The sequence below is a fragment of the Streptomyces sp. RLB3-17 genome, assembly GCF_007113425.2.
In the GTDB taxonomy this organism is placed as follows: Bacteria; Actinomycetota; Actinomycetes; order Streptomycetales; family Streptomycetaceae; genus Streptomyces; species Streptomyces mirabilis_D.
The window spans coordinates 6,912,303-6,933,652 of the sequence record NZ_CP041610.2; the positions used below are offsets into that span (position 1 = coordinate 6,912,303).

Sequence of the window (21,350 nt, forward strand, 5' to 3'; positions counted from 1 at the left end):
CCAGGAACCGGATCAGCGACCCACCGCCCGCTTCAGCGAGCGGGCGCGGCGCGCCACGCGGCGCACGGTGGCGTTGCGCGGGATGAACGCCAGCTGCGCCGGGACCGCGCCGGGCAGCGCCAGCGAGGTGAGGCGCTTGCGCTTGAAGTAGCGCCGGGTGTGGTGGTTCAGATGCCTGGTCAGGTACGTCTCGGCGGCCGGGCGCAGGTCCGGGTAGATCTTCGGCTGCATCGCGAAGCCGACGGCCCGGACGAGGTCCGTCAGGGCCGTCACGTCCATGCTTTGGCGCTGCTCGTTGACCGCCGACTCGTCCGTCAGTTCGGGCAGCAGCGCGTCCACGATCGTGACGGGGACGCGGTTGCTGTTCTCGTACGGCGTGAGACGGTCGAGCAGGGGGCCGGTGCCGACGCGGGCGACCGGCAGGCCGTACAGCGCCGACGCGGTGAGCAGCGCGGTGGAGAAGCAGCCGACCACCAGGGCGGGGCGCATCCGCTGGTAGAGCACCTCGGCGAGGACCGGGGTGTCGAGCACGGTGAGGTCGGCGCCGAGCTTCTCGGCCTCCTTCTCCAGCAGGCGCGACCAGCGGGCCGGGGCCGAGGGGTGCGGCTTGAACACCACGCGCGTGTGGCCGAGCGCGAGGGCGCCCTTCAGCATCCGTACGTGGAGGTTCTCCTCCTCCTCGGCGGTGAGGATGTCCAGCGCGGAGAGGTACTGGCCGAGCAGGAGGGCCGGTTCGTCGACGAAGGGCAGCTCGTCGCCGGTGTCGACCAGCTCGGCGAGCACCTTCGAGAACGCGTCCGTCGGCACGATCTCCGGCTCGACGCCGAACTCGGTGAGGAGCAGCGGCTTGAGGCCGGGGACGAGGTCCAGGTGGAGCAGGCGGGTCACGCGCGTGCCGACCAGCGGGTCGATCTTGTTGCGGGTGGGTCCGTAGCTCATCAGGCCGTCCGCGTACACGGTGACGGGCGCGCCCATGAAGATCTGCGAGATGCCGAGTGCCGGGTTGACCTGGATCGACTCGACGGCCAGCTCGATGTCGTCGTCCCCGAGGCTCCAGGCGAGCCGCAGGTGCCGCTCCCACAGGGGGACGTCGTCGAGCCGCGGGGCCCAGCCGCCCGGGTGGAAGGGGGAGATGGTCTCGTTCCACGAGATCACGTCGTCGAAGCGGCCGCGCAGCTGCTCGAACCCGGGCATCTCGTCGAGGCCGGGCGTCGTCTCGGGCGTCGCCGCGTTGTTGGAGACGAGCAGGATGCGCCGGTCGGCGGGGCGGAAGCAGTCGCTGTCCAGGGCCGCGGCGAGCGTGGCCGTGCCGTACAGCGTGGACGCCATGAAGATCTGGGTGGTCACGCGGCCACCCCCGTGGTGGAAGCCGGACGGCGGCGTAGCCGGCGCAGCCGCGTGGCGCGCTGCACGTCCATCGAGTCGAGGGCGTCGTCGAGCACGTCCTGCGGCATGTTCCGCAGAGCGACGGCGCTCATCGACTTCAGTTTCCGTGCCACTGCCGGCTCGAACCTTTCGATGGATCCCAGATGATGGGAAATAATCGCGCAATACGTGCGCACGGCCTTGGGCAGGAGTTTTTCGGCGTCGCGGTCCGCCGCGGTTTCCGCCACCACCTGGTCGAACGCGCGAATGAAGTCGAGCTGGCGTACGTCCCCGATCTGGGTGAGGGAGGAGGCCACGCCACGTCGGTAGAACACACCGAGAAGCCCCACCGTGGCGAAGGATTCCGCCTCCCGGTGCAGCTTCCAGATCCAGGGCCGGTCCTCGGCCGTCCGCAGGCCGTCGGTGAAGTGCAGCAGCCCCCGGTCGACCAGTCGGCGGTGGTAGATGCCCGCCCAGGCGTAGGCGTAGTCGACGGAGGTGGAGCGGTCGGCGGGCAGTATCGCGTCGCGGGGGTTCAGTACCACTCCGCGACGGCCGTGCGGGACCCTGTGGATGGTGCGGGCCCGCGCGGTGCACTGCACATGGTCCGTACGGACGAAGTCACAGCCCAGTTGCTCGATGGAGGCAACAAGTTGTTCGTAATAGCCGGGGGCGAGCCAGTCGTCCCCGTCGAGGAACGTGAGGTATTCGCCGTGCGCCGCGTCGATGCCCGTGTTGCGCGCGGTCGCCAGTCCTCCGTTCTTCTCGTGTCTGACATACACCGCGCCCGGGAGCTCGCGCTCCGCGCGCGCGAGAATGTCCGGAGTCTCGTCTCGCGAACAGTCGTCCACGAGAACGAATTCGAAGTCCTCACGTGCGTTCGCACGCAGGCTCTTCAAGGTGTCGGGTGCATATTGCTGCACGTTGTAGAACGGCACGATGACGGAGAGCTTGACCACCCACGTGACGTTAGGCGGCAGCCCGGCATTCGTCTTGACCGTTGGTGAGATGTCAGGTGAACGACGCGTGGCGAAGCCGTGAACCCAGCTGATTTCCGGCTGGATCACGGCCTGATTCGCCATTCGTCGATGTGCTGTTAACCGTTTGTTGCATTCAGGTTGGGCCGCAACTCGGAATGGCTTCCTAGCGTCTTGGACGTGCCAGCAAGTACCAGGAAGTCCCTGCGGGTCGCCGTTCTCGCGGATTCCGACACCCGGTGGAAATGGGGTTCGCTCACCGCGAATCGCATTTCACCGACTGAATCGGACATTCTGCTTGACGGTTATCTCCTGCGTGGCCGAGCCACCCCCACCGCCCGCCAGCTCGAAGAAGTCGGCGTCCGCGCGGATTCCCTCCGCGAGGTCACCGCCGTCGAATTCCTGCGCGCCATGGAAGGGGAGCCGTACGACGTCCTCGTCATCGCCCTCGTGGGCGGCGGTGTGCAGGCGATCCTGCACGGGCTGGCCCACGTCTGGGAGGGGCGGAGCAAGCGGCCCGTGGTCGTCACCGGCTATGTCGGCGTCGTCTACGAGAAGCTCGCCGACGGCCTGCTGCTGCGGCACGGCGCGGACCTCGTCCTCGCGAACTCCCGACAGGACGCGGAACGGTTCCGGGCCGTGTACGAGGGAGTGGGCGCCGACGCCTCCTCGGTGACGGAGGTGGCACTGCCCTTCCTGGGCGGCGCCGCCTACGAGAAGCACGACCCGTACACGGTCGTCTTCGCCGCCCAGCCCTCGGTCCCGGAGAACCGCAAGGACCGTACGTACCTGCTGAACCGGCTGATCCAGCACGCCCGCCTCCACCCGGACCGCGAGGTGCTGCTGAAGCTGCGCTCCAAGCCGGGCGAGCACACCACGCACATCGAGGAGCTGCCCTACCAGAAGCTGGCGCAGAAGACCGACCTGCCCGCCAACTTCCGGCTGGTGTACGGCCACATGGGCGAGGTGCTCGACCGCACCGACCTGCTGGTCACCATCAGCTCCACGGCGGCCCTGGAGTCCCTGCACCGCCGCATCCCCACCGTCGTCCTCAGCGACCTCGGGGTGCGCGAGGCGCTCGGCAACCACCACTTCGTGGGCTCCGGCTGCCTCGCCTCCTGGGACCAGCTCGACGCCGGACACGAGCCGGCCCCCGACCCGGTGTGGGTGGCCCGGCAGGGCGTCGCCGCCGACGGCCAGTACGAGACGGCCTTCGACGAGGCGCGCGCCCGGATCACCGGCCTGCTGGCGGCCCCCGGACTGCTGCCCCTGGCCCCCTACTACACGCCCGTCACCGCCCCCGGCTACCTCCCCGGGATCCTCGCCCGCCACCACCTCGCCCCGGACGGCAGCCCGCTGCCCGGCGCCCCCGCGGCCGACAAGGAGCCCAGCCCCGTACGGCAGATCGTCCGCCGGGCGGCCCGCGGCGCCTACCGCCACGGAGTGCAGCGCGTGGCCCCCGTGATCCGGCGGATGGGGGAGCTGTGACCACCGCCGATCCCTCGGGCCTTCCGCCGATCCCAAGCCTTCCCCGTGTCCCTCGTCAAGGAGAACAGCGCATGACCAACTCGGAAGCGGGTCACGCGGCGCCGGTGCGCCGGGTGCTCGCGGTGATTCCCGCGCGCGGCGGCTCCAAGGGCGTCCCCGCCAAGAACCTCCTCCCGGTCGGCGGAGTGCCGCTGGTGGCCCGCGCGGTGCGCGAGTGCCGGGCGACGCGGCTCGTCACGGACGTCGTGGTCTCCACCGACGACCAGGCGATCGCCGCCGCCGCCCGCGAGGCGGGCGCCGAGGTCGTACTGCGCCCCGCCGCCATCGCCGGTGACACCGCCACCTCGGAGGCCGCCGTCCTGCACGCCCTGGACGCCCACGAGGCGCTGCACGGATCCGCGGTCGACGTGGTCCTGCTCGTCCAGTGCACCAGCCCGTTCATCACGCGGGAGGACATCGACGGGGTCGCCGGGGCCGTCGTCGAGAACGGCGCCGACACCGCGCTGACGGTGGCCAACTTCCACGGCTTCATCTGGCGCGACGCCGCCGACGAGTCCACCGAGGGCGGCAACGGCGTCAACCACGACAAGTCCTTCCGGCCCCGCCGCCAGGACCGGCCCCAGGACCTCCTGGAGACCGGCGCGGCCTACGCCATGGACGCGGCGGGCCTGCGCGAGCACCAGCACCGCTTCTTCGGCCGCACGGAGCTCGTCCGCACCGACCCGGCCCGCGTGCTGGAGATCGACGACCCGCACGACCTCGCCCGCGCCCGCGCGCTGGCCCCCCTCTTCGACGCGAACCGACCCGGCTCGCTTCCGACCGCGGAGGACATCGACGCGGTCGTCCTCGACTTCGACGGCACCCAGACCGACGACAGGGTGCTGATCGACTCCGACGGACGGGAGTTCGTCTCCGTGCACCGCGGGGACGGCCTCGGTATCGCCGCCCTCCGCAAGAGCGGGCTGACGATGCTGATCCTGTCCACGGAACAGAACCCGGTGGTCGCCGCCCGGGCCCGGAAGCTCAAGATTCCGGTCCTGCACGGCATCGACCGCAAGGACCTCGCACTGAAGCAGTGGTGCGAGGAGCAGGGCATCGCGCCTGAGCGCGTGCTCTACGTCGGCAACGACGTCAACGACCTCCCGTGCTTCGCCCTCGTGGGCTGGCCCGTGGCGGTCGCGAGCGCCCACGACGTCGTGCGCGGCGCCGCACGCGCGGTCACCACCGTCCCCGGCGGCGACGGCGCGATCCGAGAGATCGCCAGCTGGATCCTCGGCCCTTCTCTCGACTCCCTCGACAAGTAAGGAACTTCTCCACCATGAGCACCAACTCCCGTCTGCGCCAGTTCGGTTCGAAGACCGCCGGCCCCGGCCACCCCGTCTACGTCGTCGGCGAGATCGGCATCAACCACAACGGCGAGCTCGAGAACGCCTTCAAGCTGATCGACGCCGCCGCCGAGGCCGGTTGCGACGCGGTCAAGTTCCAGAAGCGCACCCCGGAGATCTGCACCCCGCGCGACCAGTGGGACATCGAGCGCGACACCCCCTGGGGCCGCATGACCTACATCGACTACCGCCACCGCGTGGAGTTCGGTGAGGACGAGTACCGCCAGATCGACGAGTACGCCAAGAGCAAGAACATCGACTGGTTCGCCTCCCCGTGGGACACCGAGGCCGTCGCCTTCCTCGAGAAGTTCGACGTCCCCGCCCACAAGGTCGCCTCCGCGTCCCTCACCGACGACGAGCTGCTGCGCGCCCTGCGCGCCACCGGCCGCACGGTCATCCTCTCCACGGGCATGTCGACCCCGAAGCAGATCCGCCACGCGGTCGAGGTCCTGGGCAGCGACAACATCCTGCTCTGCCACGCCACCTCGACGTACCCGGCGAAGGCCGAGGAGCTCAACCTCCGCGTCATCAACACCCTCCAGGCCGAGTACCCGAACGTCCCGATCGGCTACTCCGGCCACGAGACGGGCCTGCAGACCACGCTGGCCGCGGTCGCCCTGGGCGCCACCTTCGTCGAGCGTCACATCACCCTCGACCGCGCGATGTGGGGCTCCGACCAGGCCGCCTCCGTCGAGCCGGGGGGCCTCACCCGCCTCGTCCGCGACATCCGCACCATCGAGGCCTCCCTCGGCGACGGCGTCAAGAAGGTCTACGAGTCCGAGCTCGGCCCCATGAAGAAGCTGCGCCGCGTCACCGGCGTCGTCGCCGAGGCCGAGATCGCCGCGGCCGCGGGCGAGCCGGTCACGGTCTGAGGTCCTGACCTCCAGAACCCCCCACGCGTTACCTCCCACCCCCCTACGACAACTCCTTACGACAGGACGGTCGTACGTCGATGAGCCCCCGCGCCGGATCCACCGGCCCCCACACTCTCGCCTTCGTCGAGAGTCCGGTACAGCTCCTGAACGTGCTGGAATGGGCACACACCTCTGCCCACCACGGCACGGCGCCCGGCGCGGGGCTCACCCTCGTCGTCCTGTCCCCCAACGACCCGATGACCCGTGGCCAACTGCGCCGCATGGCCGAACTGGCCCGCGACGAGGGCCACTCGGTCCGCTGGGAGGAGGCGCGCGGTGGCTCCACGGCGCCCTTCCACACCATCGGCGGCCTCGCCCCGCTGCTGCGCAGGGCCCGCCGCATCGTCATGGGAGACCCGTTCTCCCGCTATGTGCAACTCCTCCTGACCATCACCCGCGCCCCCGACCTGGTCGTGGTCGACGACGGCACGGCGACGATGGAGTTCGTCGCCCAGCTCGCCCGTGGCGAACGACTGGTCCGCTGGCACCGCAAGGGTGGCCGCCCGGGCCCGCGCGACCTGCTCTTCGCCCCGGTGTCCTCCTTGGCCCGGCGCCGGCTGACGCCCAGTGAGCGCCGTACGGTCGAGGTGTTCTCCTCGATGCCGATCGACGAGACCCCGATCGGTGTGCGCGTCAGCGCCAACGACTTCTCCTGGACCCGGGCCCGTTTCGGGCCGCCCCGCCTCACCAAGGGCGCGGACATGGTCGGCACGTCCCTCGTCGAGACGGGTGTGGTCGACCCGGACCGCTATCTCCAGGCGGTCCGCACCCTCGCCAAGGCCCACGGTGCCACCCGCTACTTCGCCCACCGCCGCGAGAGCGTCGAAAAGCTCCACCGGCTGGCCGCGGAGACGGGCCTGGAGATCGTCCGCCCCGATCTCCCCCTGGAACTGATCGCCCGCCGCGGCCCCATCGGCCGCACGATCCTCAGCTTCCCCTCCACGGTCGTCCACACGCTGCCGCTGGCCCTGGCCGGCACCGAGGTCCGCGTCGCCGTCTGCGACATCGACCCGGCCTGGCTGACGGAGAACGCCTCTCCGCGCGCCCAGGGTTTCCTGTCCGGGGTGACGGGAACGGCACGGGACGTACACCGGTTGTCGGCGGTGACATCGGCGTAGGGAAGCCGCGCACCGTCCGTCGAGTCACTGCGGGAGACCGATGAAGTCGATCGATCCGGGGTTGAGGCCGGGGTCTCCAGGCTGCGCCGGGCCGTTCTCGTGATCGGCTCGGCGGAGGTGCTGCGGGCACTGCGCGCCCACGGAACGATCGCGTGGTTCCGGATCTCGGCCGGGGTGGATCCGCTGGATTCCCTCGTCCGTCCGCCCTTGGTCGTCTGGCGCTACGCCGATCCGCAGGACCGGGTACGCCTGGCGATCCCGCCGACCGTCGAGACGTTCGAGGGAAACGTCGGGTGGGTCGCGGACGTCTCGGCCGAGAACTGGTGCCTCGCGCCACGGAGGGTGCGGGACGAACTCTCCGGAGCCGCTCCGGGGTACCCGGGTGTCCTGTCCGACCTCAAGTACGGGGACCAGGACTTCTGCGTCCGTGCCACGCGGGATCTCGAAATCCTCCTGGCAAGGATCGAGAGGCTCCACGACTGAGTTCGCGGCGGCGGCCCCTTCCGGGCGGGTCACGGGAACCCCGAATCTTCTCCACACTGGTTGCACCGAACAGACACGTGTTGTTCGTCAACCATCCATGGATCGCGCGTTGGACCGACACGATCCAGCCATTGAATCTCCCCGCACGGCACCAATCGGTCGCCGCACGCCTGTTTCGTTTACGCAGTGGGGGGACCACACGTGGCGTCCGCACATGTGGAGTCCGACAGATCGGACTCCGACAGACCCGCGTCCCGGCGGCCGTACGCCGCCCGTGGGCTCGGTGACCGCATCTTCAGGTACCAGCTGACGGCCGCCGGCGTCGTCGTCCTCGCCATCATGGCGGGAGTCGGCCTCTTCCTGCTCCTGAGAGCCGGTCAGGCGCTCAAGGCCACCGGCTTCTCCTTCCTCACCACCGCCGAATGGCAGCCGGACGTCCACCGGTTCGGCATCGCGGCCGTCCTCACCGGCACCCTGCTGATCGCCGCCGTCGCGGTGACGCTCTCCGTGCCGCTGGCCGTGGGGACCGCGCTGTTCATCTCCGACGTGGCCCCGCGCAAGCTGCGCCGCACGCTGGTGACGATGGTCGACCTGATGGCGGCCGTACCGTCGGTGGTGTACGGACTGTGGGGACTGTTCTTCCTCCAGCAGCATGTGATCGGACTGTCGCGCTGGCTGTCCAGCTGGCTTGGCTGGATACCGTTGTTCACGGTGGACGGCGCCCAGCCGGGCGAACCGCTCGCCTCCGACAGCGTCTACACGGCCTCCACCTTCGTCGCCGGGATCGTCGTCGCCCTCATGGTCGCGCCGATCCAGTGCTCGGTGATGCGCGAGGTCTTCTCGCAGGCCCCGGCGGGCGAACGCGAGGGCGCCTACGCGCTCGGCGCCACCCGCTGGGGAATGATCCGCTCGGTCGTCCTGCCGTACGGCAAGGCCGGGATCATCGGCGGCACCATGCTGGGCCTCGGCCGGGCACTCGGCGAGACGATCGCGGTCTACCTGATCATCTCGCCGGTCTTCACCATCCAGCCGCACATCCTGCAGACCGGCTCGAACTCGGTCTCCTCGCTGATCGCCCTGCACTACGGCGACGCCTCCACCTTCGGCATGTCGGCGCTGATGGCGGCGGGCCTGGCGCTGTTCCTGCTCACCCTGGCGGTCAACTTCACCGCCTCCTCGGTCGTGGCCCGCTCCCGGTCCGGCGCACAGAGCGAGGCATGAGATGACCGTCGTGGAACAGACTCCCGTCCGGGCCGCCCCGGCCGCCGCCCCTTCGGCCCCCGCGCCGGAGCCCGACCTGCCCCCCGACCGGCCGCGCCGCATCGGCGGTTTCAGCCGCTCGGGCGTGCTGTCCCTCACCGGCGCCGCCGCCTCCGGGCTGTGCGTGACGATCCTGCTGTACGGCGAACTCGCCCCGTTCTCCGGCGCCTTGGGCTTCGCCCTCACCGCCTACCTGCTCTTCCTCGCGATCTACGCGGTGTTGACGGGATTCGAGGAGGACGGGCAGGCCGTACGGGACCGCGTCATGACCGTCGTGCTGTGGACCGCGGCCACGCTGCTGTTCTCGGCGCTCGTCCTCGTCGTCGGCTTCACCGCCTGGCGCGGCCGGGAGGCGCTGCCGCACGGCAACTTCTTCACCCAGGACATGCAGGCGGCGGGCCCGCTCGACCCGCTGACGAACGGCGGCATCGCCCACGCGATGCTCGGCACCCTCATCATGACCGCCATCGCGCTCGCGATCACGATCCCGCTGGGCCTGGCCTGCGCGGTCTACCTGAACCAGATCCCGGGGCGCTTCTCCCGCTTCGTGCGCACCATCGTCGAGGCGATGACCGCGCTGCCCTCGATCGTGGCGGGCCTCATGGTGTACGCCGTCTGGATCCTCGGCCTCGGCATGCAGAAGTCGGGCCTCGCGGCGGGCTTCGCGATCAGCGTGATGATGCTGCCGATCGTGATCCGCGCGTCGGACGTCGTGCTGCGGCTGGTGCCGGGGACCCTGACCGAAGCGGCCGAGGCGCTCGGCGCACCCCGCTGGCGCACGGTCTGGCACGTCGTCCTGCCCACCGCCCGCTCCGGGCTCGCCACCGCCGTCATCCTCGGCACCGCGCGCGGCATCGGCGAGACCTCTCCCGTCCTGCTGACCGCCGGATTCACCGCGGCGCTCAACACCGATCCCACCAGCGGGCCGATGGTGTCCCTGCCGCTGGCCGTCTTCAACTTCGTCAAGTCGCCCCAGCCGACCATGATCGCCCGCGGCTTCGGCGCGGCGGCCGTCCTCATGGCCCTGGTCCTGGTGCTCTTCGTGATCGCCCGCGTGATCGGCGGCCGCGGCCCCGGCCACCAGACCAAGCGGCAGGCCCGCCGCACCGCCCGCGCCTCGCGGCAGGACGTGGCGCGCTTCGACGAACTGCACGCCCCCGGCCTGTCCCTGTTCGAGGCCGAATCTCCTGCCGAAGCGTCCGCCACAGCCGACCCCACCGCCTCCGGAGAGAACGACTGATGCGCAGCCACCTCCATACCGTCCTCGGGCGCCTGCGCGCCCTCGGGACCCTCGGCGCCCTGCTCGGCATGATCGCCGGACTGCTGGCCGGGCCCGCGGCGGCAACCGCCACGGCCGAGAGCTACACCCCGGTCGCCGGGGCAGGCTCCACCTGGGCCGAGAACGCCATCGACCAGTGGCGCAAGGCCGTCAACCAGTACGGGATGCGGATCAGCTACGCCGGCAACGGCTCCTCCGACGGCCGCCGCCAGTTCCTCAGCAGCACCGTCGACTTCGCGGTCTCGGACATCCCCTTCCAGACCCACCCCACCGACGGCTCGGCCGCCGAACGCCCGTCGGCCGGCAGCTACGCGTACATGCCGATCGTGGCCGGCGGCACCGCCTTCATGTACCACCTGACCGTCAACGGCAAGCGGGTCACCAACCTCCGCCTCTCCGGAGACGTCGTCACCAAGATCTTCACCGGCGTCGTCAAGACCTGGGACGACCCGGTGATCAAGGCCGACAACCCGGGGCTCCAGCTTCCGCACCGCTCCGTCGTGCCCGTCGTCCGCTCCGACGGCTCCGGCTCCACCGCCCAGTTCACGATGTGGATGGCCAACCAGCACGCGTCGCTGTGGCAGGCGTACTGCGGCAAGGTCGGCCGCTCCGGGGCCTGCGGGCAGACCTCGTACTACCCGACCGTGCCCGGCATGATCGCCCAGTCCGGCGACCCGGGCGTGGCGGGCTACGTCGCCCAGAACTACGGCGAGGGCGCCATCGGCTACGTCAACTACTCGTACGCCATCAACGAGGGCTATCCGGTCGCCAAGGTCCTCAACCACGCGGGCTACTACACCGAGCCGACCCCGAAGAACGTCGCCGTCTCGCTCCTCAAGGCGAGGATCAACACGAACAAGAGCTCCGCCGACTACCTCACCCAGCAGCTCGACGGCGTCTACAACGACACCGACAAGCGCAACTACCCGCTCTCCAGCTACTCGTACATGATCCTGCCGCTGCGGGTGCAGGGCATCTTCACCGAGGCCAAGGGCAAGACGCTCGGCGCGTTCTCGTACTACTTCATGTGCCAGGGCCAGCAGCAGATGCCCAAGCTCGGCTATTCGCCCCTGCCCATCAACCTGGTGCAGGCGGGCTTCGACCAGATCCGCCGGATCCCGGGCGTGCAGGCCAAGAACATCAACATCAAGGGCTGCAACAACCCGACCTTCTCCTCCGACGGCCACAACAAGCTCGCCGAGACCGCCCCCTACCCGGCCGCCTGCGACAAGAAGGGCGCAGCGGCCTGCAACACCGGCAGCGGCGGCGCCAAGTCGGGCGGCGGCAGCGGGGGTTCGGGGACGACGGGCGGTACGGGCGGCGGCGGCACGTCGGGCGGTTCCGCCAACGGCGGTACGAGCGGCGGGAGTTCGGGCAGCGGCGGCGGCACGGGCGGCTCGGGCGGCACGGCGGGCGGCAGCGCCCAGCCCGTCGTCGACCCCGACACCGGACAGACCCTGGCGCCCGGCACCGGCGGCGGATCGGGCACCGGCACCGGCGGTGGCACCGCCGCGGACGGCACCATCGCCCTCGCCCAGCCGGTCGCCGTGGCCGGGCACAGCGGCTGGACCACCACCCAGACGTTGATGCTGCTCGCCGTGGCCCTGGTGCTCGGGCTGCTGCTCCTGCCGTCCCTCGTCTCACGGGCGATGGCCGGGCGGGGCGGGAACGGCGGGAACGGCGGGATCCGTGGGGCAACTGGAGCCGGCCGGAAGGGCGACTCGGAGAACCTCACTGACGGGGGCGCGCGATGAAGCGCATACGCAACCTGCTGGTGCGCCTAGTCGCCGGCGCCGCCGTGGGCGCGCTGGCCGGCCTCGCGGTCGCCCAGACCGCCGCGCCCGCGACCGCGGCGAGCGGCGATCAGGCCACCGACTCCGCCGTCACCGTCTCCGGCCGGGGCGAGTTCAAGGACATGAGGTTCACGGTCAGCCAGACCAAGCACCTCACCAGCCAGGCGATCACCGTCTCCTGGACCGGCGGCGCCCCGACCACCCTGGCGGGCACGCTGTTCAACACCGACTTCGTCCAGATCATGCAGTGCTGGGGCGACGACGACGGCACCGTCCCGGCCAACCCCGGCCCGTCGCGCACCCAGTGCCAGTACGGGGCCTCCCCGACCACCGACCGGGGCAACTGGCCGGGCAACGAGTACGACGACACCCGCAAGATCTTCTACAGCGCCGACCCCACCAACTACGGCCAGGACGACCGCTACGGCGCCGGCGGCGTCTCCGGACAGGGCGAGGTGCCCTTCAAGTCCGTCGACGGCACGCTGATCACCTCCGGCACCCAGAACAACGCCCTGTACAGCCGCAACACCACCAACGAGGTCGACTTCGCCCGCACCGGCGCCGACGGCAAGGGCCAGGAGTTCTTCGAGGTGCAGACCGCCAACGAGGCCCCGCACCTGGGCTGCGGCGTCCCGGTCACGGCGGGCGGCCGTACGACCCCGCGCTCCTGCTGGCTGGTGATCGTCCCGCAGGGCCACCTCGACCTCGACGGCAAGCCGTACGCCGACACCAGCCAGGTCAACGCCGGCTCCCCGGTCTCCTCCACCAACTGGAAGAACCGCGTCGCCGTCAAACTCGACTTCAACTCGGTCGGCACCAACTGTGCCCTCGGCTCCGACGAACGCGCCACCACCGGCAGTGAACTCGCCGCCGACGCCATGACCAGCTGGCAGGCGGCCCTGTGCCCGACCGGCAAGGTGTTCGGCTACACCGAGCTCGGCGAGCCCGACACCCGCGCCCGCCTCGCCGGCGACGGCACCTCCGGGCTCGCCTTCACCACCCGCGCCCTCGGCACGGACCCCGGCACCACCGCCCCGACGGACAGCACCGTCTACGCGCCGACCGCGCTCTCGGGCACCGTCATCGGCTTCACCATCGAACGCAGACCCAAGGCCGGAGCCTCCGAAGCGACCCGCCGACTCGCCGGAACCAAGGTCGACTCCATCGACCTCACGCCCCGGCTGGTCGCCAAGCTGCTCACCGAGTCCTACCGCAACTCCCCCTGGGGAGCGGTCCTCGGCACCACCGTCGCCAAGGGCTACGGCTGGGCGAAGAACAACCCGGCGGGCCTGGCGAGCGACCCCGAGTTCCTCGCGCTCAACCCCGAGTTCGCGGAACTGTCCATCCCGGAGACCCCGGCCACCGACACCGATCTCCTCACCTCGCTCGGCCGCACCGACTCGGCCCGCGCCGTCTGGCAGTGGATCGTCTCCGACAAAGAGGCCCGAGGCTTCCTCGCGGGCGTGTCCGACGACTGGGGGATGCGCGTCAACCCGTACTTCAGCACCAACGCGGACCTGAACCCGACCGGTGTCGCCTTCGACCCGGCGAACACGGACACGTACCCCAAGAGCGACCCCTGGTGCACGGTTCCGCCGAACTCCGGCGCCACCGAGGACAACAAGCAGTGCATGATCGACTTCCATCCGTATGTGACGGACATGCACTCCGGCGCCCTGCACACCCGGCGCGCCGACAGCCTGTGGAAGGCGACCTGGGACCCGCTGGCCAGTCCGCCCGCGTACAAGAGCCCCGGCCCGCAGACGGTGGGCTCCCGGTTCGTGATCACCGTCACGGACGCGGCCTCCGCCGTCCGCTACGGCCTGCAGACCGCGCGGCTGCGCAACACGGCCGGCACCTTCGTCGCGCCCACGACCGCGTCCCTCACCGCCGCCGCGTCCTCCGCGTCCGGCGCCCACGCGCCCGAGATCAGCCCCGCCAAGGCCACCGCGAAGGGCGCGTACCCGCTCGCGCAACTCGTGTACGGGGCGGTGCGCCCGGCCAAGCTCGACGCGGCGGCCCGCAAGGCCTACGCGGCGCTGCTGACGTACGCCGCCGGCACCGGCCAGGTCCCCGGCGCGGACCCCGGCCTGCTGCCGGCCGGCTACGCCCCGCTGTCGAAGGCACAGCGCGCGAAGACGACCCACGCCGCCGACGCCCTCGTCCACTACACCGGGCCGTCCGCCACCGACGGCGGCTCCTCCGGCGGGACCTCCGGAGGATCGAGCGGCGGCGGTACGGGGGGCACGGGTGACTCCGGCGGTACGTCGGCCGGGGGCGGCGCCGGCGGCACCGGCGGCACGGCCGACTCCGGCGGTGCGGCGTCCGGCGGCGGGAGCGCGAGCCCCACGCCCAGTGACGCGCCCTCGTACGACGGCGGCAAGGCCGTCGCGACCACCGCCCAGGGCACCACACCGGCCGACCCCGCGAACGCGCTGCGCTACGCCGTCCCGGTCGGCGCCGCGCTCGGCGCCGTGGCCGGCCTCGGCGCGCCCTTCGCGGGCGGCGGCAGGCTCCGCTTCCCGCTGCGCGTGCCGCTGCCCGGCGGCCGCGCCCTGACCATCCCCGCCCCCACCCTCCCGGAACGGCTGCGCAGGCTGCTGCCCCCGGGACGGGACTGACCCCCGTGCCCGGCCCGCCGGGCTGTGGCTCTCGGGACAGGGAGTCGGGTCCGCCGGGCTGTGGCTCTCGGACAGGAGAGTCCGGGCCGCCGGGCTGAGGCTCCTGGATGACGGAGTCCGGCCCTTCCGGGCCCACGCTCCCGTACGACGGGGGCTGGGCCTGCCGGGCCTGGACTTTCGAGCAGGGGGTCTCGGGTCCACCGGGCTCGGGCTCGCGAACCACGGAGTCCGGCCCACCGGCCGGGGCTCCCGAACCACGGGGCCGGGCCTACGGGGCTGAGGTTCCCGAACCACGGAGCCGGGCCTGCCGGGCCGAGGCTCCCCGAGGAGGGAGTCCTGCCCGCTGGGCCGGGGCTCCACCACGACGGAGCCAGGTCCGACCGGGCCAGGGCTGCATGACGACGGAGCCAGGCCCCTCCGGGCCGGGGCTCCATGACGACGGAGCCAGGTCCCCCCGGGCCAGGGCTCCATGACGACGGAGCCAGGCCCGACCGGGCCGGGCTCCCCACAGACGGCCGTCCGCCCCGAAAGGCAGTCGGGGCGGACGGCCTGACCCCCCACCCTGCCAGATCCACCCACGCAGAACCGCCGTACAACCGACGCTCAACCACAGGAGAAGCTCGATGCGCACAACGCGCCTCACCGCGGCCATGGTCGCCGCAGCCGTGGTGTCCGGCACGCTGGCTCTCGCGAGCCCGGCGTCCGCCGACCCCACCCCCGCCGGGACCTTCCGCCAGCTTGTCGGCGTGGGTTCCGACACCACCCAGGACGTCCTCAACGCCCTCGCCGGTGACATCGTCAACGGCAAGAGCTACGCCGACACCGCCGTGAAGGCGGGCGACGCGGGCATCGCCTCGTACGACGCGTTCGTGCCCGGCGCCGCCACCTCCACCATCCAGACCCGCTCCGGCGGCCCGACCTTCCTGCGCCCCAACGGGTCCGGCCCGGGCCGCGCCGCCCTCAGCATGTCGCTGACGGGTGACAAGTTCCCGAACGCGACCGGTGTCGCCGTCAAGGGACAGGTCGACTTCGCCCGCTCCTCCGGCGGCCCGAGCACCTCCGGCAACACCCTCACCTACATCCCGTTCGCCCGGGACGCGGTGGGCGTCGCCGTCCGCGGCTCGGCCCTCGACACCCTGACGGTCGACCAGCTGCACGACATCTACACCTCCGGCGACACCCGCCTGAAGGTGCTGAAGGGCCAGACCCTGCACGCGGTCCTCCCGCAGGCCGGCTCCGGCACCCGTAAGTTCTTCCTCGCGGCGATCGGCCTGACCGAGACCACGGTCTCCTCGGAGATCCCGACCGTCCAGGAGAACCAGGCCAACGCCGCGCTCACCGAGGACGGCGCGCTCGTCCCGTTCTCCGTGGGCAGCTGGATCGCCCAGAACAACGGCATCGCCCCCGACTACAGCAAGACCGCGGTCGCCGCCGGAGCCCACCTGGCCAGTGTCCAGCTGCCCGGCGACACCGGCGACACCAACCCGGTGACCACGGTGAACGGCAAGCTCACCCCGGTCGCCGGTTACTTCGAGAACGCCACCTTCGGCCGCGACGTCTACAACGTCGTCCCGAGCCGCGCGATCGACCCCTCCAGCGTCTTCTTCGACAAGGCGCTGTACGACGTCTTCGTCACCAGCGGCACCCACGAGGCGGCCCTCGCCACCGACACCGCCGAGAAGGTCATCGCCGACTTCGGCTTCCTGAACGAGTCGTACAACGGCTCGGTCAACCCGGCCAAGCACGCCAAGCTCGGCGGCCTGGAGGTGTCCGGCATCGACACCGCGACGCCGTCCGCCCCCGCCCTGAGGGTCACCCCCGGCGACGCGAACCTCAAGCTGACCTGGGGCGCCCCCACCCCCGCGCCCGCGCTGCCCGTCACCGACTACCGCGTCACGCTGACCGGTTCGGACGGCGCCGTCGTGGCCGTCAAGGACGTCCCGGCCACCACCCTGACGTACAGCTTCACCGGCCTGGCCAACGGCACCTACACCGCCTCGGTCTCCGCCGCCAACCTCAACGGCAGCGGCAACGCGGCTTCCTGGACCGGCGCCGTCAAGTACACCAGCGCCGTGAAGGCCACCGCCGCCACGACCGCGTACGGCAAGACCCCGAAGGTCGCCGTCACGGTCACCGGCTCGCACGGTGTCGTCCCGAGCGGCAAGGTGACCGTCAGGGACGGCGCTGCCACGCTCGGCACGGGCACCCTGGACAGCTCCGGCAAGGTCACCATCGGCCTGTCCAACCACCTCAAGGTCGCCACGCACACCCTCACGGTGTCCTACGGCGGCAGCACCAAGCTCAACGCCTCCGTCACGACCGCCAAGCTGACGATCACCAAGGCGACCCCGTCGGTCAGCTCCACGGCGCCCGCGTCGATCAGCCACACCGGCCGCGCCAAGGTCGGCGTAAGGGTCACCGCGACCGGCACCACGCCGACCGGCACGGTGCGCGTCTACGAGGGCTCCCGGGTGATCGCCACCGGCACGCTGAGCGGCGGCAAGGTGACCATCACCCTGCCCAAGCTGAGCCGTGGCAAGCACACCCTGCACGTGTTCTACGCGGGCTCCACGACGGTGAACTCGAAGAACGGCGCGAACTTCACCATCAAGTCCACCTGACGCACCACCCGTAGGGGAGGCCGCGACCGCGGTCTCCCCTACGGCCCCACCAGCGAAGCCCCACCAGCGAAGCCCCACCAGTGAAGCCATATCAGTGAAGCCATGGAAGGAGACGCGTCGCCGTGACGGTCGCCGTACAGACCACGCTCACCACGCCCGTACCGCGGCTGGGCGTTCGGGGAGTCACCGCCGTCCGGCACCTCGCCCGGGGCGGTCTGCTCACCCTGGCCGCCCTGCTGCTCGGCCTCACCGCCCAGCTGCTGCTCGTCAGCGGCATCCAGGAACGGGCCGCGCAGCACGCCTCGTACGACGCACTGCGCACCCAACTCGCCCTCGGCACCGCCCCGGTGGCCCAGACCGACCAGCAGGGCAGACTGCTCGCGCCCGGCACACCGGTCGCCCTCATCGACATCCCCGCCGTCGACGTCCACCAGGTCGTCCTGGAGGGCACCGACTCCGCCGTCCTCACCGACGGCCCCGGCCACCGCCGGGACACCCCGCTGCCCGGACAGTCCGGCACCAGCGTGCTGATGGGCCGCGCCGCCGCCTACGGGGGCCCCTTCGGCCGTCTCGACCAGCTCGCCGCGGGCGACACGTTCACCGTGACCACCGGCCAGGGCAAGGCGAAGTACCAGGTCCTCGGCCTCCGCCGGGCCGGCGACCCGGCGCCCGCCGCCGTGGCCTCCGGCAAGGGCCGCCTGGTCCTCGTCACGGCCACCGGCCCGCGCTTCATGCCCGGCGGGGTGCTGCGCGTCGACGCCGACCTGATCTCCACCCCCGCCCAGACCCCGGCGGCCGTCATCCGCTCCGGCACGCTCCCGGAGTCCGAACAGCCCCTCGCCCACCCCTCCGGCGTGCCGTGGCCGCTGGTCATGTGGCTCCAGGCGCTGGTGGCCGCCGCCGTCGCCGCGGTGTGGACCTGGCACCGCTGGGGCCGACACCAGACGTGGATCGTGTTCGCCCCCGTGGTCGCGGTCCTGGGCCTCCAGGTGGCCGTCCGCACCACGGAACTGCTGCCCAACCTGCTGTGAACTCTCCTGTGAACTCCCCGTGACCCGCCACTCCTACGAGCAAGACGAGGTGCCCGACGTGACCGATGCGACCGCTACCCCCGATACGACGGTGGCCGACACCGTAGTCCTGCCGCCCCTCGCGTCCGTCGCGCCCATCGAGCCCGGCGTGGCGGTCGGGACCGTGCGGGGAGCCGCGAAAGGGGCCGTCGCTCCCGCGACCCTCGAAGCCCGCGCCGTCTCGGCCTGGTTCGGCAGCCACCAGGTGCTGCAACAGGTCTCCCTGACCATGCCCGCCGGACAGGTCACCGCCCTGATCGGCCCCTCCGGCTGCGGCAAGTCGACGTTCCTGCGCACGCTCAACCGGATGCACGAGCTGATCCCCACGGCCGCGATGGGCGGCGAGGTGCTCTTCGACGGCGAGGACATCTACGCCCCCGAGCGCCGCCTGACCGACGCCCGCCGCAGGATCGGCATGGTCTTCCAGAAGCCCAACCCGTTCCCCGCCATGTCGATCTACGACAACGTGGTGGCGGGTCTGCGCCTGACGGGCACGCGCGTCGGCCGCCGCGAGAAGGACGAGCTGGTCGAGGAGAGCCTGACCAGGGCAGGCCTGTGGAAGGAGGTACGGGACCGACTCCGCCAGCCCGGCGGCGCGCTCTCCGGCGGCCAGCAGCAACGCCTGTGCATCGCCCGCGCCCTGGCCGTACGTCCCCAGGTGCTGCTGATGGACGAGCCGTGCTCGGCGCTCGACCCCACGTCCACCCGCCGGGTCGAGGAGACCATCCACGAACTCGCGGGCCAGGTGACCGTCGTGATCGTCACCCACAACATGCAGCAGGCGGCCCGCGTCTCCCAGCAGTGCGCGTTCTTCCTCGCCGAGCAGGGCACCCCCGGTGGCATCGTCGAGCACGGTCCCACCGAACACATCTTCGGCACCCCGGAGGATCAGCGCACGGCGGACTATGTGGCGGGCCGCTTCGGCTGACATCCTCGGCTTCCGTGATGATCAGACGCCGTACTCTCCTGACCGCGCTCGCGACCACCCCCGTCCTGAGCGGCGTCGCGGTGACCACGACCGCCACGCCCGCGGCAGCCGCCGAACCCGCATCGAACACGGCCCTCTACGCGGACCCCACGTGGACCGAGGGCGTCCACTGGGGCCGCCGCTCCAGACGCCACCTGATCGACGACCAGAGCAGGACCGGCCGCGCCCCCTTCCTCCGCTCCACGGTCATCGCCCCGCACGGCGGCGGCATCGAAGGGGGCACCTCGGAACTCTGCCTGGCGATAGCCGGTTACGACCCCGCCGACCTCGCACCCACCCCGGTGGCCGGCCCGGTGCACGACTTCTGGATGTTCGAGGGCCTGATGAGCAGCGGAAACGGAGCGCTGCACGTCACCTCCACCCACTGCGACGACACGATCGCCCGCTCCCTGTGCGCGGGCAGCCTGAACGCGCTGTCCCTGCACGGGTGCAGCCCCGAGCAGGCGGGCCTGGAGTCCGGCGCCGCGGCGGTCCTGATCGGCGGCCTCAACCCGACCTTCCGGCAGTACTTGCTGGAGGAGTTCACCGCAGTCGGCATCCGCGCGGTGACGGCGTCCGGCGAGGAGGAGATCGCCGGCATCTCCCCGGACAACATCTGCAACCGCACACTCCTCGGCATGGGCGCCCAGCTGGAGATGACCACGGCCCTGCGCACCGCGATGTTCGCCCCCGGGAAGAACACGATCGCCGACCGCGCCACCAACCTCCTCCCATCCTTCTGGACCTTCACCGCCGCGACCCGCAGGGCGATCGACCGGGTGGAGGCGGGGCAGACGGTGCTGTGACGCCGAGGACGGGCTACCCGCGCGTATGTCCGTTCTTGACGGCGTCAATGAGAGTGCCGAACTGGGCGGGGGAGGCTGTGAGGACGATGTCCGGATCGTCGCTCTCGCGGAGGCGGATGGTTCCGTCGGGGGCGGCGGCTATGTTGACACAGGAGGAGACTTCCGAGCCGTAAGCGAACTTCTGCCGGCTGATTTCGGGCATGGACTTCGGCCTGGACACCTCGGGATTTGTTGCGCGCGCGAAGGAAACGGACAAGGGCGAGACGGACGAGGCTTGTTGAGTGGCCTGCCGTACGCCTTGTTGCACCCACTCGTACGATTGTCCTGAGAGCAACGGGACTTGTGATGCCGGTGCGACGGGGACGGGATGAGCCATGGGGGCACAGGGAAACAGCGGATCCGGTCAGGGCGGCCGTTCTGATCTGCGCGTAGCCAGTCACGATCTGACGAAGCTGGCCGACGATCTCGACGACATGCAGGACCACCTGGACCAGCAGGTCAAGCGCATGGACGCGATCGTGGACCGCATCGAGGCGGGCTGGCGCGGCCCGGCGGCGACGGCGTACCGAGAGTTCCACCGGGCGGCGGCCGAGGACGCCGTACGCATCCGTGACGTGATGAAGCACCTCGAACAGGCCGTGCGGATGAGCCGGGACGGCTTCACGGAGCAGGAGTTGGACGTGCTCCAGCAGATGCGGCAGATCCGGGTGGACGTGGCGAGCGAGGTGGCCAGGCTGTCCACGCCGAACCCGGACGCGGCCTCGGGCACTCCGTCCGCGCCGTCGCGCAGCAGCCTCGACTCGTTCTGAGCGTCCTGCACAAGCCGTCAAGACGTTCAACGCGCACTGCACAGCCGTAACGACCAACGGCCAACGACCAAGGGGGACCATGTCGACCGGGAACTCCGACGACGACCACATAGCCGTCTCGTTCGCGACCCTTCACGACCTCGCCGCCGAGCTGGAGGACATCCTCAAGAAGCTCAACGGCAAGCTGGACGGTCTGTATGACCGCGTCGTACCGGTCGTGCTGTCCTGGGAGGGCGAAGCCCGCGAGGTCTTCGTCGACAAGCTCGACGAGTGGGACCGCTCGGCCCAGGACCTCCAAGCCGCCCAGAAATGGCTGCACGCGTACGTGACCACCGGCCATACCAACTACGCGGCGGCGCATCGAGCGGTGCTGCGGGGCTGGGGGGCTGCTTGA

The 21,350-nt window shown here is 71.1% G+C and carries 18 protein-coding genes; 15 read left to right on the plus strand and 3 right to left on the minus strand.

The features are described 5' to 3' along the window. Nucleotides 1–12 precede the first annotated feature (12 nt). Nucleotides 13–1,347, minus strand: a complete 1,335-nt coding sequence (locus tag FNV62_RS31410; protein WP_143602713.1) for an alpha-2,8-polysialyltransferase family protein — start codon at nucleotides 1,345–1,347, stop codon at nucleotides 13–15. Further along, on the minus strand, nucleotides 1,344–2,324 hold the full coding sequence (locus tag FNV62_RS31415) for a glycosyltransferase family 2 protein (protein ID WP_054233676.1): 981 nt from the start codon (nucleotides 2,322–2,324) through the stop codon (nucleotides 1,344–1,346). Before FNV62_RS31415 ends, FNV62_RS31410 begins: the two co-directional genes overlap by 4 nt. A 198-nt stretch (nucleotides 2,325–2,522) precedes the next feature. Here FNV62_RS31415 and FNV62_RS31420 point away from each other — a divergent pair, with 198 nt between their 5' ends. From FNV62_RS31420 to FNV62_RS31480, 13 genes are all read left to right on the plus strand, one after another. Then, nucleotides 2,523–3,830, plus strand: coding sequence for a DUF6716 putative glycosyltransferase (locus tag FNV62_RS31420; protein WP_097289164.1), 1,308 nt, complete (start codon nucleotides 2,523–2,525; stop codon nucleotides 3,828–3,830). 71 nt (nucleotides 3,831–3,901) lie between these two features. Beyond that, nucleotides 3,902–5,134, plus strand: a complete 1,233-nt coding sequence (locus tag FNV62_RS31425) for an N-acylneuraminate cytidylyltransferase (protein ID WP_075028355.1) — start codon at nucleotides 3,902–3,904, stop codon at nucleotides 5,132–5,134. 14 nt (nucleotides 5,135–5,148) lie between these two features. Further along, nucleotides 5,149–6,087 (plus strand): N-acetylneuraminate synthase family protein, encoded by a 939-nt coding sequence (locus FNV62_RS31430; RefSeq protein ID WP_054233674.1) that lies wholly within the window; start codon nucleotides 5,149–5,151, stop codon nucleotides 6,085–6,087. 80 nt (nucleotides 6,088–6,167) lie between these two features. Beyond that, nucleotides 6,168–7,247: a hypothetical protein gene (locus FNV62_RS31435; protein ID WP_054233673.1), complete on the plus strand. Its 1,080-nt coding sequence runs from the start codon at nucleotides 6,168–6,170 to the stop codon at nucleotides 7,245–7,247. A 99-nt stretch (nucleotides 7,248–7,346) separates the two neighbouring features. Next, nucleotides 7,347–7,730, plus strand: coding sequence for a hypothetical protein (locus FNV62_RS31440; RefSeq protein ID WP_097285968.1), 384 nt, complete (start codon nucleotides 7,347–7,349; stop codon nucleotides 7,728–7,730). Nucleotides 7,731–7,931: 201 nt separating this feature from the next. Beyond that, nucleotides 7,932–8,951: a phosphate ABC transporter permease subunit PstC gene (gene pstC / locus FNV62_RS31445; protein ID WP_079090288.1), complete on the plus strand. Its 1,020-nt coding sequence runs from the start codon at nucleotides 7,932–7,934 to the stop codon at nucleotides 8,949–8,951. A gap of 1 nt (nucleotide 8,952) precedes the next feature. Then, nucleotides 8,953–10,230 (plus strand): phosphate ABC transporter permease PstA, encoded by a 1,278-nt coding sequence (pstA, locus tag FNV62_RS31450; protein ID WP_143627882.1) that lies wholly within the window; start codon nucleotides 8,953–8,955, stop codon nucleotides 10,228–10,230. Further along, on the plus strand, nucleotides 10,230–12,023 hold the full coding sequence (locus FNV62_RS31455; protein ID WP_143627883.1) for a phosphate ABC transporter substrate-binding protein PstS: 1,794 nt from the start codon (nucleotides 10,230–10,232) through the stop codon (nucleotides 12,021–12,023). Before pstA ends, FNV62_RS31455 begins: the two co-directional genes overlap by 1 nt. Beyond that, on the plus strand, nucleotides 12,020–14,683 hold the full coding sequence (locus FNV62_RS31460) for a hypothetical protein (protein ID WP_164331794.1): 2,664 nt from the start codon (nucleotides 12,020–12,022) through the stop codon (nucleotides 14,681–14,683). Before FNV62_RS31455 ends, FNV62_RS31460 begins: the two co-directional genes overlap by 4 nt. Before the next feature lie 623 nt (nucleotides 14,684–15,306). After that, nucleotides 15,307–17,304 (plus strand): Ig-like domain repeat protein, encoded by a 1,998-nt coding sequence (locus FNV62_RS31465; RefSeq protein WP_097285971.1) that lies wholly within the window; start codon nucleotides 15,307–15,309, stop codon nucleotides 17,302–17,304. 122 nt (nucleotides 17,305–17,426) lie between these two features. Then, complete coding sequence (locus FNV62_RS31470) at nucleotides 17,427–18,335, plus strand: sortase (protein ID WP_143627885.1); 909 nt, start codon at nucleotides 17,427–17,429, stop codon at nucleotides 18,333–18,335. 163 nt (nucleotides 18,336–18,498) lie between these two features. Further along, complete coding sequence (gene pstB, locus FNV62_RS31475; protein WP_143611426.1) at nucleotides 18,499–19,302, plus strand: phosphate ABC transporter ATP-binding protein PstB; 804 nt, start codon at nucleotides 18,499–18,501, stop codon at nucleotides 19,300–19,302. A 17-nt stretch (nucleotides 19,303–19,319) separates the two neighbouring features. After that, nucleotides 19,320–20,147 carry a poly-gamma-glutamate hydrolase family protein gene (locus FNV62_RS31480; RefSeq protein ID WP_143627887.1) on the plus strand — a complete coding sequence of 276 codons (828 nt, stop codon included), beginning with the start codon at nucleotides 19,320–19,322 and terminating at the stop codon, nucleotides 20,145–20,147. A gap of 13 nt (nucleotides 20,148–20,160) precedes the next feature. Here FNV62_RS31480 and FNV62_RS31485 read toward each other — a convergent pair whose 3' ends face one another. After that, nucleotides 20,161–20,349, minus strand: a complete 189-nt coding sequence (locus FNV62_RS31485) for a DUF397 domain-containing protein (protein WP_060900029.1) — start codon at nucleotides 20,347–20,349, stop codon at nucleotides 20,161–20,163. A gap of 172 nt (nucleotides 20,350–20,521) precedes the next feature. Between FNV62_RS31485 and FNV62_RS31490 the strand changes: the two genes are divergently transcribed. Further along, nucleotides 20,522–20,956, plus strand: coding sequence for a WXG100 family type VII secretion target (locus tag FNV62_RS31490; protein ID WP_060900028.1), 435 nt, complete (start codon nucleotides 20,522–20,524; stop codon nucleotides 20,954–20,956). A gap of 79 nt (nucleotides 20,957–21,035) precedes the next feature. Continuing rightward, nucleotides 21,036–21,350: a WXG100 family type VII secretion target gene (locus FNV62_RS31495; protein ID WP_060900027.1), complete on the plus strand. Its 315-nt coding sequence runs from the start codon at nucleotides 21,036–21,038 to the stop codon at nucleotides 21,348–21,350.